The organism is Dinoroseobacter shibae DFL 12 = DSM 16493, from assembly GCF_000018145.1.
GTDB lineage: Bacteria > Pseudomonadota > Alphaproteobacteria > Rhodobacterales > Rhodobacteraceae > Dinoroseobacter > Dinoroseobacter shibae.
On the sequence record NC_009952.1, the window covers coordinates 1,809,314 to 1,821,831 of the forward strand.

Below are 12,518 nucleotides of genomic sequence, written 5' to 3' on the forward strand. Positions count from 1 at the left end.
CTAGGGGGTGAAGACGGGGATGTGCGGCGCGGCGTCGGGCGGGAGGATCCCGCCCAGGCGCGGATCGTCGAACACCTCCACCTCCTGCCGCACCGGCACGAAGCCTGCGCGGCGATAGAAGGCCACCGCCCCTGGGTGATCGAGGGTGCAGGTATGCACATGCATCCGGGTGATGGGACGCGTCCAGGCGCGGGTCAGCGCGATGTTCATCAGGTAGCGCCCTGCCCCACGCCCGACCCACGCGGGCACGAGGCCCAGGAAGGCCAACTCACAAGCGCCGGTCTCGCGGAAATCGAGCTCCAGCAGACCGACCACCGCCGCACCGTCGCGCAGATAGAAAAGCTCCACCGCGTCGTCGTTCAGGATCGCGGCCAGTGCTGCGTCATCGAGCAGGAGCCGCGAGCACCAGAGCCATTCGCGCCCGCCGACATCGAGGAAAACCTGCCGGTACTGCGCCAGATCAGGCGCGCGGACCCTTCCCAGAACCAGCGATGGCAGCTCCGGCACCGGCGCGGGATCGGGGCGCGCGGTCATTTCCAGATGCGTGACGATAGTGGCCACCTTGCCCGGGGGCACCGGGCTGAACCCGTCGACTTGCTGCATTTGCATCCTCACTCAAGCTACGCGGCCCACTCTTCAGGACCATTGCATATTCCGCATAGCGGCTCGACCGCAATGCAGGTTGTTCTGCGCCGCAGCATTCCCCATCTTGGCCTTGTGAGCGCTAACGATGCCCACGCAAACGCAACCAGACCATATCTCCAAGGAGTGTCCCAATGACCAGCATTCTGAACACGATCCGCTCCGCCACCGCCAAGCGGATTGCCTATGTCCGCACGGTTTCGGAGATTCAAGCCATGCCGTGGGAAGTCGCCCATGATCTGGATATCGATCGTACCAAGGCCCGGGAAATCGCCCGTAAAACCGTCTACGGCTACTGAGCCGCGTTCATCTGCGGTGGGCCGAACCGGTCCACCAAGGCAGCCCTGACCTGCGATGTCACGAAGGGCGTGACATCGCCTCCGAGCCGGGCGATCTCCTTGACCAGTTTCGAGGCGATCGCTTGATGCTCGGCCTCCGCCATCAGGAAGACGGTTTCGATGGAATCGTCGAGACGGCGGTTCATTCCCACCATCTGGAACTCGTACTCGAAATCCGCCACCGCCCGCAGGCCCCGGATGATCATCGAGGCGCCCACATCCCGGGCGCAGTCGATCAGCAGGTTCTCGAACGGATGGGCGACGATCTCGGTTCCCGTCTCGGCCGACACGGCGGCGCATTCCGCCTCCAGCATCGCAACCCGTTCTTCCAGGGAAAACAGGGGCCCCTTGTCGCGATTGATCGCAACCCCGATCACCAGCCGATCCACGAGGGTCGACGCGCGCCGGATAATGTCGAGGTGACCGAGCGTGACCGGGTCGAAGGTTCCGGGGTACAGTCCGATGCGCATGGGCATCTCCTTGGGGCTACGGCGCGACAAAACCGGATATCGGTCCGGAGTTCAAGCAGGCCGGGGCAAGACAGGAGGTGTCGCGGGGTCAGAACCCCATGATCATCCCTTCGAGCGCCTCTTTTTCCATGCTGACTTCCTGCAGCCGCGCCTTGACCGCGTCGCCCAGGGTGATCAGGCCGATCATTTCGCCGTCCTGAACCACGGGCATGTGGCGGAAGCGTCCTTCGGTCATCTGCATCAGCACCTTGTCGGCGCTTTCATCCGGGCCGCAGGTGACAAGATCCCGTGTCATCATGTTGCCAACGGTCTCGGTCAGGCAGCCTGCCCCGCGCACCCCCACCTCGCGCACGATATCGCGCTCGGACAGGATCCCGTCGGCGGTCTTGCCGTTGGAAGAGACGACCACGCTCCCGATCTTGCGCAGCGAGAGCACCTTGGCGGCGTCCGCGACGCTGGCGTCCGGACCGATCGTCACCACCTCCGCGCTCGCCTTCGACTTCAGGATCTGATGCACCAGCATGGGGTCTCCTCCGATTGACTGGATCAAAAGTCGCCGGGTGCAGGGCCTTCTGTCAAGCGTCACGCTCCAGCCGGGCCAGTTCGTCGCGAAAAAACTCGTTGAAAATCCGGGTGAAGCGGCGCAGACGTACGACTTTTTGGTCATCCGCGTGGCGCACGATGTAAAAGCTGCGGCGCAGGGCGAAATCGGTCCGCAGCACCCGGGTCAGGTCCGGCGCCGCGGGAAGGGCGAAATCATGCACCACGCCGAGGCCGAGCCCCGCCCGCAACAGGTTGAGCTGCACCGCCACGGAATTGGACGCCACCGCCGCCCGGTCGAGGCCGAGCTCGGTCAGATAGTCGAGCTCTCGGTCGAAGACCATGTCCGGGATGTAACCGACGATCCGGTGGGCGGCGATATCGGCCCGCGTGGCCACCGGCAGGCGCGCCAGCAGGTCGCGGTGCCCGGCCAGATGCAGGTGGTAATCGGCAAGCTTCTGCACCGTCAGGCGCCCGGTTTCGGGCGGGGAGACGGTGATCGCCAGATCCGCCTCGCGTTTGCTGAGGTTGATGACCCGCGGCAGGGCGATGATCTGCAACTCCAGCGCCGGATGGGCGTCGAGCATGCGGGCGCAGACGCTGGGCAGCAGGTAGTTGGCGCAGCCATCGGGCGCGCCGATCCGGACCGGTCCGCTGAGGTCCTCGGTGGTCCCGGCCAGCGCATCGCCCGCGGCGCGGGCGGCTTGCTCGGCGGCCTCCGCATGGGGCAGGTAGCGCGCCCCTGCATCGCTCAGCTGGTAGCCTTGCGGGGATTTGAGGAACAGCGCCTCGCCCACAACCTCCTCCAGCCGGGCGATGCGGCGGCCCACCGTGGCCGGGTCAAGCCGCAAGGTCCGCGCGGCCGCCGTCAGCCCCTCCCCCCGGGCCACATGCAGGAAAACGCGCAGGTCGTCCCAGTTCAGATCCATCCCTACCCTTGCGTTTTTGCAAAACTCTTTTGGCAGACTGCTCCTTTTCCCGGCAAAAATGCAAGGCTAAGGTGAGCCCGAGCAATCAGGGAGAGTTCCATGGAAGAGTTGAGCCATTTCATCAACGGCAAGCGCGTGGCAGGCACGTCGGGCCGGTTCGCGGATGTCATGAACCCGGCCACGGGCGAGGTGCAGGCCAGGGTGCCACTTGCGTCGCCCGAAGAGCTGGACGCCGCTGTGGCCGCCGCGGCCGCAGCACAGCCCGCCTGGGCCGCCACCAATCCCCAGCGCCGCGCGCGGGTGCTGATGGAATTCGTGCGCCTGTTGAACCGAGACATGGACAAGCTGGCCGAGGCCCTGAGCCGCGAGCATGGCAAGACCCTGCCCGATGCCAAGGGCGACGTGGTGCGCGGGCTGGAGGTGGTCGAGTTCTGCATCGGCGCGCCCCATCTTCTGAAGGGCGAATTCACCGACAGCGCGGGTCCGGGCATCGACATGTATTCCATGCGCCAGGCCTTGGGCGTGGTGGCAGGGATCACCCCGTTCAACTTCCCCGCCATGATCCCGATGTGGAAGATGGCCCCCGCCCTGGCCTGCGGCAACGCCTTTATCCTCAAGCCGTCGGAGCGCGATCCGTCCGTGCCGCTGATGCTGGCCGAGCTCATGACCGAGGCCGGGCTGCCCGACGGGCTGCTGCAGGTGATCAACGGCGACAAGGGCGCGGTGGATGCGATCCTCGACAATGACACGATCCAGGCGATCGGCTTCGTCGGCTCCACCCCGATCGCGGAATACATCTATTCCCGCGGCTGTGCCAACGGCAAGCGCGTACAGTGTTTCGGGGGGGCCAAGAACCACATGATCATCATGCCGGACGCCGATCTCGACCAGGCGGCGGACGCGCTGGTCGGCGCAGGCTACGGGGCTGCGGGCGAGCGGTGCATGGCGATCTCGGTCGCGGTGCCCGTCGGCGAAGAGACCGCGGACCGGCTGATCGAGAAGCTGGTGCCGCGGGTCGAGGCGCTGAAGGTCGGGCCCTATACCTCGGGCACGGATGTCGATTACGGCCCCGTGGTGACCGCCGCGGCCAAGGCCAATATCGAGCGGCTGGTGCAATCCGGCGTCGATCAGGGCGCCAAGCTGGTGGTGGACGGGCGGGACTTCTCGCTGCAGGGCTATGAAAACGGGTTCTTCGTCGGCCCGCACCTGTTCGACAATGTCTCCAAAGAAATGGACATCTATCGGACCGAGATTTTCGGCCCCGTTCTGTGCACCGTGCGCGCCAAATCCTACGAGGAAGCCCTCGGTCTGGCGATGGACCACGAATACGGCAACGGCACCGCGATCTTCACCCGCGACGGGGACGCGGCGCGCGACTTCGCCAACCGCATCAATATCGGTATGGTGGGGATCAACGTGCCGATCCCGGTGCCGCTGGCCTACCACACCTTCGGCGGCTGGAAGAAGTCCGGATTCGGCGACCTGAACCAGCACGGGCCAGACGCGTTCCGGTTCTATACGCGGACCAAGACCGTCACCGCCCGCTGGCCCTCGGGCATCAAGGAAGGCGGAGAATTCTCGATCCCCGTGATGGAGTGAGGTGCCCCCTCACCGCCAACAAAAAAGGCAGCCCAAAGGCTGCCTTTTTTCATTTCAGGGTGTGCGTCGGCTCAGGACTTGCGGAATTTCCGCATGGCGCCGAGGCCACCGACACCTGCGAGCAGCAGCCAGCCCGCTGCCGGCAGGGGAATGGGGGTCGCTTCGGTAATGTAGCTCGCGGTCAGTTGCACGGTGCCACCGAACCCGGCGCCCGGCGTCAGGGTCCCGAATTCGAACAATGGGCCGCGATTAAATTCCGTATCGGACAGCGTGAGCTCCAGCACGCCATCACCGAACGGGCCGAAGAACACCGTCTGTGTGCCGCCCCAGGTGACCCGGCCGACCGAACTGAGCGACCCGCCGAAGACGAAACCGTCGGTCTCGCCGCTCACCGTGCCCGTAAAGGGCGGCGGCGGCGCGGTAAAGTCGAATGCGACAAAGATGTCCTGTGCGGTCGTATCCTCGGGGAAGGAAAGCGCTTCCTCTTCCGTCCAGATATCGAACAAGTCGAATGTGGTGCTGTCCCCGAGGCTGAGGGTGAAGCTCACGGGTCCGGGGTTTGGCGCTACATTGACGACCAGGCCGGGGTCTGAAAACGCCGGGCCGCTGACATCGAAGGTGCCCGTAAAGGTCACCGCATGGGCGACCGCAGTGGAAAGGGCGACTGCTGCGCCCGCTGCGGCCAAGGTTTTTAACGACATGTTACTCTCACAAATGAGGTTAAGCTCCGTTAATTATTACCACGAGTTGCTCGTGGTTCCAAATCAATTGCTGGAAATCAGGTTGGCGCGTGTTTCCTCGGAGGCGTATTTTTCGGCGATGTGCCTCAAACCGTTCAAGGCAGCGACAAAAACGCCTCCCAGCGATGGGGCTGTCCGGTGCAGGCCCGTGGCGCGGACGGTCCGGTGCCATGCGCGGCCCATGGGGATCGGCGTGCTTGATTCGCGCCCCGGTTTGCGTGTTCAGTGGCGAGCAAGCCGTGTCCAAGTCTGTTCCGGAGCCCGCCCGCCCATGTCCACCCCAGAGTTCACCCTTGGCATCGAGGAGGAATACCTCCTCGTCGACCGCGACAGCCTGCAACTTGCCGAGGCGCCCGAGGCCCTCATGGCGGCGTGTCGCGACAAGCTGGAAGGCCAGGTCAGTCCCGAGTTCCTACAATGCCAGATCGAGATCGGCACCGGAGTCTGCGCCGAAATAGCCGAGGCGCGCGCGGACTTGCGCAAGCTGCGCAGCACGGTCGCGGCGGAGGCTGCGCGCTTCAACCTGGCGCCCATCGCGGCCTCCTGCCATCCCAGTGCCGACTGGGCCGAACAGCACCATACCGACAAGGACCGCTACAATGACCTGGAAAAGGACCTGGGCGGGGTCGCGCGGCGTCTGCTGATCTGCGGGATGCATGTGCATGTGGGGCTTGACGATGACGACCTGCGGATCGACCTCTTGCCGCAGTTTTCCTATTTCCTGCCCCATCTGCTGGCGCTGTCGTCCTCCTCGCCCTTCTGGAAGGGGCAGGATACGGGGCTGGCCTCCTACCGGCTGACGGTGTTCGACAACCTGCCCCGGACCGGCCTGCCCCCGGTGTTCAACAGTTGGGCCGAGTACCAGCGCAACATCCATGTGCTGATCGATCTGGGCCTGATCGAGGACAGCTCGAAGATCTGGTGGGATCTGCGCCCGTCGCACAACTTCCCCACGCTGGAGAGCCGGATCTGCGATGTCTGCCCGCGGCTGGAGGATACCTTGAGCCTGGCCGCCGCGACCCAGGCCCTAATGCGGATGCTCTGGGGGCTCAAGACGCACAATATGCGGTGGCGCGCCTATGATCGCTTCCTGATTTCGGAGAACCGCTGGCGGGCGCAACGCTACGGCGCCCGCGGCAGCCTGATCGATTTCGGCCGCGGCGCGGTGGTCGACAGTACCGAGCTGGTCGAGGAGTTGATCGAGCTGATCGGTGCCGATGCGAGGGCCCTGGGCGGGTTGGCGGAGGTCGAGCGCCTGCGCGAGATCGCTGCGGACGGCTCGAGCGCGGATCGCCAACGCGCTGTACGCCGCGCGGCCCTGGAGGCCGGGCAGAGCGACGCGGAGGCGATGAACGCCGTGGTGCGCCACCTGATCGAGGAATTCCACCGCGACCTGTGATCGGCCCCTTGGCATCTTGCGCAGGCTCGACAGATGGCGTTAAGTGAACAAGCGTTCAATTCAAGGGGAGGAGGCGCGGGATGGATTTTGCACTCAGCGAGGAGCAGTCGGCGATCTTCGACATGGCCCGCGACTTCGGCGCCGAGAACATCGCGCCCCATGCCCTGGCCTGGGAGAAGGACGGCACCATCCCCAAGACCCTCTGGCCGGAGCTGGCTGCCCTCGGCTTCGGCGGGCTCTACGTGACCGAGGAAAGCGGCGGATCCGGGCTCAGCCGGCTCGACGCGACGCTGGTCTTCGAGGCGCTGAGCATGGCCTGCCCTTCGGTCGCGGCCTTCCTGTCGATCCACAACATGTGCGCGGCGATGCTGGACAAGTTCGGCTCCGACGACGTCAAGGCGCGCTTCCTGCCCCCTGCCCTCACCATGGAAACGGTGTTCAGCTACTGCCTGACGGAGCCCGGGTCGGGTTCGGACGCCGCCGCGCTCAAGACCCGCGCCGAGCGGACCAACGAGGGCTACCGGCTGACGGGGACCAAGGCGTTCATCTCGGGCGGGGGCTATTCGGATGCCTATATCGTCATGGCCCGCACCGGAGAGGACGGGCCGCGCGGCATCTCGTCCCTGATCGTGGAGGACGGGGCGCCGGGGCTGTCCTTCGGTGGTCTGGAGGACAAGATGGGCTGGCGCGCGCAGCCCACCCGGCAGGTGCAGCTCGATGACTGCGCGGTGCCGGCGGCGAACCTTCTGGGCGAGGAAGGCGCGGGCTTTCGCTACGCGATGATGGGGCTCGATGGCGGGCGGCTGAACATCGCGGCCTGTTCGCTCGGGGCGGCGCAGGCGGCGCTGGACGCGACGGTCGCCTATATGGGCGAGCGCCGGGCCTTCGGCAAACCCATCGACCAGTTCCAGGCCCTACAATTCCGCCTGGCGGATGCAGAGATCGAGTTGCAGGCCGCCCGCGTCTTCCTGCGCCAGGCCGCGTGGAAGCTGGACCAGGGCGCGCCCGATGCGACCACCCATTGCGCCATGGCCAAGAAGTTCGTGACCGAAGCCGGCAGCCGCGTGGCCGACCAGTGCCTGCAGCTTCATGGTGGTTATGGCTACCTCGCAGATTACGGGATCGAGAAGCTGGTGCGCGACCTGCGGGTGCATCAGATCCTGGAAGGAACCAATGAAATCATGCGCTTGCTGACGGCGCGCGCCCTTCTGGCGGCGCGCCGATGAGCGATATCGCGATCCGTATCGACGGGCGCGCCGGGCGGATCACCCTGAACCGGCCCCGCGCGCTGAACGCGCTGACCTACGAGATGTGCCTGGCGATCGACGCGGCCCTGCGCGCCTGGGCCGAGGACCCGGAGGTGGCGCTGGTACTGATCGAGGGCGCAGGCGAGAAAGCGTTTTCCGCCGGCGGGGACATCGTCGAGATGTACGAGACCGGCACGCGCGGCGATTACAGCTATGGCCGCCGGTTCTGGCGCGACGAGTACCGGATGAACGCGCGGATCGCGGGCTATCCCAAGCCGGTGGTGTCCTTCCTTCAGGGCTTCACCATGGGCGGGGGCGTGGGCGTCGGATGCCATGGCAGCCACCGGATCGTGGGCGAGACCAGCCAGATCGCCATGCCGGAATGCGGCATCGGGCTGATCCCGGATGTGGGGGGGACGTACCTCTTGGCGCGCGCGCCGGGGCGGTTGGGCGAGTATTACGGCATGACCGGGGCTCGGATGGGACCTGGCGACGCGGTGCTGACCGGCTTTGCCAGCCACTACCTGCCGCAGGCCGATTGGGACGCGGCCAAGGCGGCGCTGGTCGAAACCGGCACCGTGACCGAGATGGAGGCCGCCTGCCCCGCCCCGCCCGAGGCCCGCATCGCCCCCTTCTGCGCCGAGATCGACGCGGATTTCAACTATGTCTTCGGTGTGGAGGTGGAGGCGGCGCTCGACACCCGGGACACCGAGTTTTCGCGCAACGCCCTGCTGGGCCTGCGCCGGGGCGCGCCGCTCTCGACCGCGAGCGCGCTGCACTTGATCCGCATGGCACGGGGCTATGCGGACCTGCGCGAGGCTCTGCGGCATGAATACCGCTGGACCTGGCGCGCGGCTGAACATGGCGATTTCATCGAAGGGATCCGGGCGCAGGTGATCGACAAGGACCGCACGCCGCGTTGGCAGCACGCCAAACTCGGCAATGTCACGCCCGAGGATGTGCGCGCCATGGTCGCCACCCTGGGGCCGGATGAATTGACCTTTGAAGGAGAGACGCCATGAAAATCGGGTTTGTAGGCTTGGGCAACATGGGCGCACCGATGGCGCGCAACCTGGCTGCCGCGGGCCATGCGGTCACGGGGTTCGACCTGACCGCCCCGGTGCCCGAGGGCGTGACCGGGGCCGCCAGTGCCGCCGAAGCCGCCGCAGGCGCGGAGGTGGTCATCACCATGCTGCCCAACGGTGCGATCCTGCGCAGCGTGGCGGCCGAGCTGATCCCGGCCATGGCGCCGGGTGCGGTGCTGCTGGATTGCTCGACCGTGGATGTCGAAAGCGCCCGCGCCGTGGCGGCGCAGGCCGAGGCGGCGGGCCTTGGCGCGTTGGATGCGCCCGTCTCCGGCGGGACCGGCGGGGCCGAGGCCGGCACGCTGACCTTCATGGTGGGGGGCAGTGACGCGGCCTTTGCCACGGCGAGGCCGCTCTTTGATATCATGGGCCAGAAGGCGGTCCATTGCGGCGGGGCGGGCAATGGCCAGGCTGCGAAGATCTGCAACAACATGATCCTCGGGGTCACCATGGTCGCCACCTGCGAGGGGTTCGCGTTGGCCGACAAGCTGGGCCTCGACCGGCAGGCGCTATTTGACGTGGTCTCGACCTCCTCGGGCTACAGCTGGTCGATGAACGTCTACTGCCCCGCGCCCGGGATCGGACCCGAAAGCCCCGCGGACCGGGACTACGCGCCCGGGTTTGCCGCGGAGCTCATGCTCAAGGACCTGCGCCTGAGCCAACAGGCCGCCGAGGCGGTGGATGCCGACACCCCCACCGGGGCCACGGCGACCGCCCTTTTCGAGACATTTGTCGAGACCGAGGGCATGGGAAAGAAGGATTTCACCGCGATCCTTCCGCGGTTTGCGGCCAAGGGGCGCGCGAGCTGAGGGGCCTGACGCGGGGGGCCTGCCCCCGCACCCCCGGAGTATTTCGGCAAAGATGAAAGGGTCAGCGCCCCTCGAAGGAGGCCGAGCGTTTTTCCAGAAAGGCCAGCACGCCCTCCTTGAAATCGCGGGTCTCGCCCATCTTGCCCTGAAGCTTCGCCTCCAGCGCCAGTTGCCCGTCGAGATCGTTGTTGAAACTGTCGCGCAGGGCTTGCTTGACTGCCTCGTAGGCGGCGGTCGGTCCCTTGGCGAGATGGGCCGCACGAGCGCGCCAGACCGCCTCGAATTCCGCATCGGGCACAGCCTCCCAGATCATGCCCCAGGCGTCGGCCTGGCGCGCGGTGATCTTGTCGGCGAAAAGCGCGGCTCCCATCGCCTTGGCAAAGCCCATCTGCCGCGGAAGCCAGTAGGTCCCGCCCGCATCCGGGATCAGGCCGATCCGGGTGAAGGCCTGCAGGAACACCGCACTTTCCGTCGCGATGACCACATCCGCAGCCAGCGCCAGGTTCGCCCCCGCCCCCGCCGCAGGCCCGTTGACCGCCGCGATGGTCGGCACCGGGCAGTCGAAGATCGCGCGCAGCATGGGCACGTATTCGTCGCGCAGGGTTCGTTCGAGATCGAGATTTGCCGCATTAGCCCGGTCGCCCAGGTCCTGGCCCGAGCAGAACGCCCGCCCGGCCCCGGTCATCACCAGTACCCGCGCCTCCGCCCCGGCGAGCTTCACCGCATCGGTGATCTCGGCACGCATCTGGCTGTTGAGCGCATTCATCACGTCCGGCCGGTTCAGGGTCAGGACCGCCGCGTCGTCCTCGATGGTCAGGGTGATGGTCTGATAACTCATGGGGCGTGCTCCTGCGCAACCGGTTTGCGGTCACTCTAGCAGGGGCACGCCCACAGGAAAGCGGAACGCGAGGTCACACGGGCCCGGCAATCACCGGGCCAGGGGGGCGCCCGAAAAGAAATGCGTTTCCGTGTTCCACAGCGGGTGACAGCTATGCACCACAGTGGCGAAGCTGCGGTTCTCGATCTGGTCCTGCGACGCGTGCAGCTTCCAGGGCCCGAACTCGAAAATGCCGTCGCCCCGGACCTTGGAGCCTTCGAGAAACACCACGTCGATCACCGAGTAATGGGAGGGCGTGCCGATCCGCCATTCGAGCCGCACGAAGGAGCATTGGCGCTGCCGCACGGAATGGCCCCAGATCATGCTCCAGCCCGGATCAGACTGCTCGATCCGCGTCAATTGCGTATCGCGTGTCACCGGGAAGAGCCTTCCTTCGACATATCCCCCAACTTGCTTGGCGAACAGCAGAACCATGCCGCCAAAAACCAAAATCAAGATCCTAGACACCGATCAACCCCCCTTTCAGAGCATAGGCAATGACACCGAGGACGAAGGCGCCCACGATCAGCCGGACCAGCCATTTCAACGTGTCCTCTATGGAGGTCAGCCGGTTCTCGACATTGAGCCGATGGACCTCTTCCACCGCGTTCCGGGTTTCGAGAATGTTCAGCCGGTTCTCGATGCTGCGCGCCCATTCATCCCCCATGACCACGCCTCCATTCTGCCAAGGCAGCGTTGTCTTCGGAGCCAGCGGCCGGGACCTCGTCGGGCGGGGTATCTGGCGCGGACAACCGCGCCATGGCCACGGTGTTGGCGATCGAGCGCTGGAAATCCTGGGTTTTCGACTGATGCCGTGCGCCGAAATAGAAAGACACGATCGCCCCCAGCAGCCACCAGAGCGGCTCGGGCACCAGTGCCATGCCGGCCATGCGCGCCGCGAACCAGTCCGGGTCGGTCATGGCCGACACGAAGAGCCCCAGCGTCCCGAAGGCCAGCGCCGGGCGCGGCACCCGGTTGAGCCCGTCGATGACCCGGTCGAAGCGGCTCGCCCGGTTGCCCGCGAACTCGGCCGCGAACTGCGCCAGCGCCCCGGTGGTCAGGGCGTGCTCGCGCTGCGCACCTGCCTCGGCGTTTTCACGGAACACCTCGACCGTGTCCTTGACCACGTTACGGCCGCCGCCGAACACGAAGGAAAAAACCCGCTCGATCACCCCCATGACGCGGTCCGGGCGCGATGCTCGGCCTCCGTCAGGTGAAAGCGCGGCGAGATGAACTCCTCGGCGCGGGTGATCCAGCCGCCCTTGCCGCCATCCTTGCGCCTGGCGTATTTGCGCGAGGCGGCGCGGCGGTCGGCAATGCGGTAATAGTAATTGCGCCGGGCGATCCCGTAGGCATCCACCAGGTGCGACGGGGCCGCGTCATGGGCCGCATGGGCCGCCTTGGCGGTCTGCGGACCGATGGCACCGTCCACCGACACGTCCAGCCCCATGTCCCGCAGCAGCCGCTGCAGGATCCGCACGGCGTTGCTGCCGGCATTGACATACATGTCGAACACCGTGGCATGGAGCGCCTCAGGGAGCAGCCCGATCTTCGGCGCCTCGAAATAGCGTTTGACGAAAATCTCTTCGGCCTGTGCGCGGCTCAGCTTTTTCACGTCCTGGGGCGTGATCGTGCCGTCGCCGGTCAGGTCGAGCCCGAGCCGCCGCATGGTATGGATCGTAACACCGTACTTGGTCGCGCCACCGGGATCGTCGGGGTCGTTCACATACCCGCCTTCGCGGGCCACGATTTCCTTGGCGAGGTGTTGGACATTGCGCACCGCATGCCCTCCTGAACTGGTTAAAGTCCGGGAGAGTGTCCAAAAAAGCAGTTAATTTCGATC

General features: G+C 66.1%; 16 protein-coding genes. 6 read left to right on the forward strand and 10 right to left on the reverse strand.

Features of this window, described 5'->3' with window-relative positions:
* Complete coding sequence (locus DSHI_RS08875) at nucleotides 1-603, reverse strand: GNAT family N-acetyltransferase (RefSeq protein WP_012178415.1); 603 nt, start codon at nucleotides 601-603, stop codon at nucleotides 1-3.
* A gap of 173 nt (nucleotides 604-776) precedes the next feature.
* Here DSHI_RS08875 and DSHI_RS22580 point away from each other — a divergent pair, with 173 nt between their 5' ends.
* The gene (locus tag DSHI_RS22580) at nucleotides 777-941 is read left to right on the forward strand and encodes a hypothetical protein (RefSeq protein WP_203426319.1); all 165 of its coding nucleotides are present in this window, start codon (nucleotides 777-779) and stop codon (nucleotides 939-941) included.
* Here DSHI_RS22580 and coaD read toward each other — a convergent pair.
* The 3 genes from coaD to DSHI_RS08890 form a co-directional block, all read right to left on the reverse strand.
* Nucleotides 935-1,450 carry a pantetheine-phosphate adenylyltransferase gene (gene coaD, locus DSHI_RS08880; RefSeq protein ID WP_012178416.1) on the reverse strand — a complete coding sequence of 172 codons (516 nt, stop codon included), beginning with the start codon at nucleotides 1,448-1,450 and terminating at the stop codon, nucleotides 935-937. The genes DSHI_RS22580 and coaD overlap by 7 nt on opposite strands.
* 88 nt (nucleotides 1,451-1,538) lie before the next feature.
* Nucleotides 1,539-1,973, reverse strand: coding sequence for a CBS domain-containing protein (locus DSHI_RS08885; protein ID WP_012178417.1), 435 nt, complete (start codon nucleotides 1,971-1,973; stop codon nucleotides 1,539-1,541).
* A 52-nt stretch (nucleotides 1,974-2,025) separates the two neighbouring features.
* On the reverse strand, nucleotides 2,026-2,919 hold the full coding sequence (locus DSHI_RS08890; protein ID WP_012178418.1) for a LysR family transcriptional regulator: 894 nt from the start codon (nucleotides 2,917-2,919) through the stop codon (nucleotides 2,026-2,028).
* 99 nt (nucleotides 2,920-3,018) lie between these two features.
* Here DSHI_RS08890 and DSHI_RS08895 point away from each other — a divergent pair, with 99 nt between their 5' ends.
* Nucleotides 3,019-4,518 carry a CoA-acylating methylmalonate-semialdehyde dehydrogenase gene (locus DSHI_RS08895; protein WP_012178419.1) on the forward strand — a complete coding sequence of 500 codons (1,500 nt, stop codon included), beginning with the start codon at nucleotides 3,019-3,021 and terminating at the stop codon, nucleotides 4,516-4,518.
* Between the two features lie 71 nt (nucleotides 4,519-4,589).
* On the opposite strand, the gene DSHI_RS08900 is transcribed toward DSHI_RS08895, so the two are convergent.
* Nucleotides 4,590-5,219 (reverse strand): VPLPA-CTERM sorting domain-containing protein, encoded by a 630-nt coding sequence (locus tag DSHI_RS08900; protein ID WP_012178420.1) that lies wholly within the window; start codon nucleotides 5,217-5,219, stop codon nucleotides 4,590-4,592.
* 310 nt (nucleotides 5,220-5,529) lie between these two features.
* On the opposite strand from DSHI_RS08900, the gene DSHI_RS08905 reads away from it, so the two are divergent.
* From DSHI_RS08905 to mmsB, 4 genes are all read left to right on the forward strand, one after another.
* Nucleotides 5,530-6,657, forward strand: coding sequence for a carboxylate-amine ligase (locus tag DSHI_RS08905; RefSeq protein WP_012178421.1), 1,128 nt, complete (start codon nucleotides 5,530-5,532; stop codon nucleotides 6,655-6,657).
* Between the two features lie 80 nt (nucleotides 6,658-6,737).
* The gene (locus tag DSHI_RS08910) at nucleotides 6,738-7,883 is read left to right on the forward strand and encodes an acyl-CoA dehydrogenase family protein (RefSeq protein WP_012178422.1); all 1,146 of its coding nucleotides are present in this window, start codon (nucleotides 6,738-6,740) and stop codon (nucleotides 7,881-7,883) included.
* Nucleotides 7,880-8,926: an enoyl-CoA hydratase/isomerase family protein gene (locus tag DSHI_RS08915; RefSeq protein WP_012178423.1), complete on the forward strand. Its 1,047-nt coding sequence runs from the start codon at nucleotides 7,880-7,882 to the stop codon at nucleotides 8,924-8,926. The genes DSHI_RS08910 and DSHI_RS08915 overlap by 4 nt, the downstream gene beginning before the upstream one ends.
* On the forward strand, nucleotides 8,923-9,798 hold the full coding sequence (gene mmsB / locus DSHI_RS08920) for a 3-hydroxyisobutyrate dehydrogenase (RefSeq protein ID WP_012178424.1): 876 nt from the start codon (nucleotides 8,923-8,925) through the stop codon (nucleotides 9,796-9,798). The genes DSHI_RS08915 and mmsB overlap by 4 nt, the downstream gene beginning before the upstream one ends.
* Before the next feature lie 61 nt (nucleotides 9,799-9,859).
* On the opposite strand, the gene DSHI_RS08925 is transcribed toward mmsB, so the two are convergent.
* From DSHI_RS08925 to DSHI_RS08945, 5 genes are all read right to left on the reverse strand, one after another.
* Nucleotides 9,860-10,636: an enoyl-CoA hydratase-related protein gene (locus DSHI_RS08925; RefSeq protein ID WP_012178425.1), complete on the reverse strand. Its 777-nt coding sequence runs from the start codon at nucleotides 10,634-10,636 to the stop codon at nucleotides 9,860-9,862.
* A 90-nt stretch (nucleotides 10,637-10,726) separates the two neighbouring features.
* The gene (locus DSHI_RS08930; protein WP_044027709.1) at nucleotides 10,727-11,131 is read right to left on the reverse strand and encodes a hypothetical protein; all 405 of its coding nucleotides are present in this window, start codon (nucleotides 11,129-11,131) and stop codon (nucleotides 10,727-10,729) included.
* 4 nt (nucleotides 11,132-11,135) lie between these two features.
* A complete protein-coding gene (locus tag DSHI_RS08935; protein ID WP_012178427.1) occupies nucleotides 11,136-11,342 on the reverse strand; it encodes a hemolysin XhlA family protein in 207 nt (68 codons plus the stop codon).
* Nucleotides 11,332-11,853: a holin family protein gene (locus DSHI_RS08940; RefSeq protein ID WP_012178428.1), complete on the reverse strand. Its 522-nt coding sequence runs from the start codon at nucleotides 11,851-11,853 to the stop codon at nucleotides 11,332-11,334. The genes DSHI_RS08935 and DSHI_RS08940 overlap by 11 nt, the downstream gene beginning before the upstream one ends.
* Nucleotides 11,844-12,455, reverse strand: coding sequence for a holin-associated N-acetylmuramidase (locus DSHI_RS08945; protein WP_012178429.1), 612 nt, complete (start codon nucleotides 12,453-12,455; stop codon nucleotides 11,844-11,846). The genes DSHI_RS08940 and DSHI_RS08945 overlap by 10 nt, the downstream gene beginning before the upstream one ends.
* Nucleotides 12,456-12,518: the final 63 nt, after the last annotated feature.

Coding starts and splice junctions, on each gene's coding strand:
- DSHI_RS08875 (WP_012178415.1), bottom strand. CDS start 603: ATGCAGCAAGTCGACGGGTTCAGCCCGGTGCCCCCGGGCAAGGTGGCC.
- DSHI_RS22580 (WP_203426319.1), top strand. CDS start 777: ATGACCAGCATTCTGAACACGATCCGCTCCGCCACCGCCAAGCGGATT.
- coaD (WP_012178416.1), bottom strand. CDS start 1,450: ATGCGCATCGGACTGTACCCCGGAACCTTCGACCCGGTCACGCTCGGT.
- DSHI_RS08885 (WP_012178417.1), bottom strand. CDS start 1,973: ATGCTGGTGCATCAGATCCTGAAGTCGAAGGCGAGCGCGGAGGTGGTG.
- DSHI_RS08890 (WP_012178418.1), bottom strand. CDS start 2,919: ATGGATCTGAACTGGGACGACCTGCGCGTTTTCCTGCATGTGGCCCGG.
- DSHI_RS08895 (WP_012178419.1), top strand. CDS start 3,019: ATGGAAGAGTTGAGCCATTTCATCAACGGCAAGCGCGTGGCAGGCACG.
- DSHI_RS08900 (WP_012178420.1), bottom strand. CDS start 5,219: ATGTCGTTAAAAACCTTGGCCGCAGCGGGCGCAGCAGTCGCCCTTTCC.
- DSHI_RS08905 (WP_012178421.1), top strand. CDS start 5,530: ATGTCCACCCCAGAGTTCACCCTTGGCATCGAGGAGGAATACCTCCTC.
- DSHI_RS08910 (WP_012178422.1), top strand. CDS start 6,738: ATGGATTTTGCACTCAGCGAGGAGCAGTCGGCGATCTTCGACATGGCC.
- DSHI_RS08915 (WP_012178423.1), top strand. CDS start 7,880: ATGAGCGATATCGCGATCCGTATCGACGGGCGCGCCGGGCGGATCACC.
- mmsB (WP_012178424.1), top strand. CDS start 8,923: ATGAAAATCGGGTTTGTAGGCTTGGGCAACATGGGCGCACCGATGGCG.
- DSHI_RS08925 (WP_012178425.1), bottom strand. CDS start 10,636: ATGAGTTATCAGACCATCACCCTGACCATCGAGGACGACGCGGCGGTC.
- DSHI_RS08935 (WP_012178427.1), bottom strand. CDS start 11,342: ATGGGGGATGAATGGGCGCGCAGCATCGAGAACCGGCTGAACATTCTC.
- DSHI_RS08940 (WP_012178428.1), bottom strand. CDS start 11,853: ATGGGGGTGATCGAGCGGGTTTTTTCCTTCGTGTTCGGCGGCGGCCGT.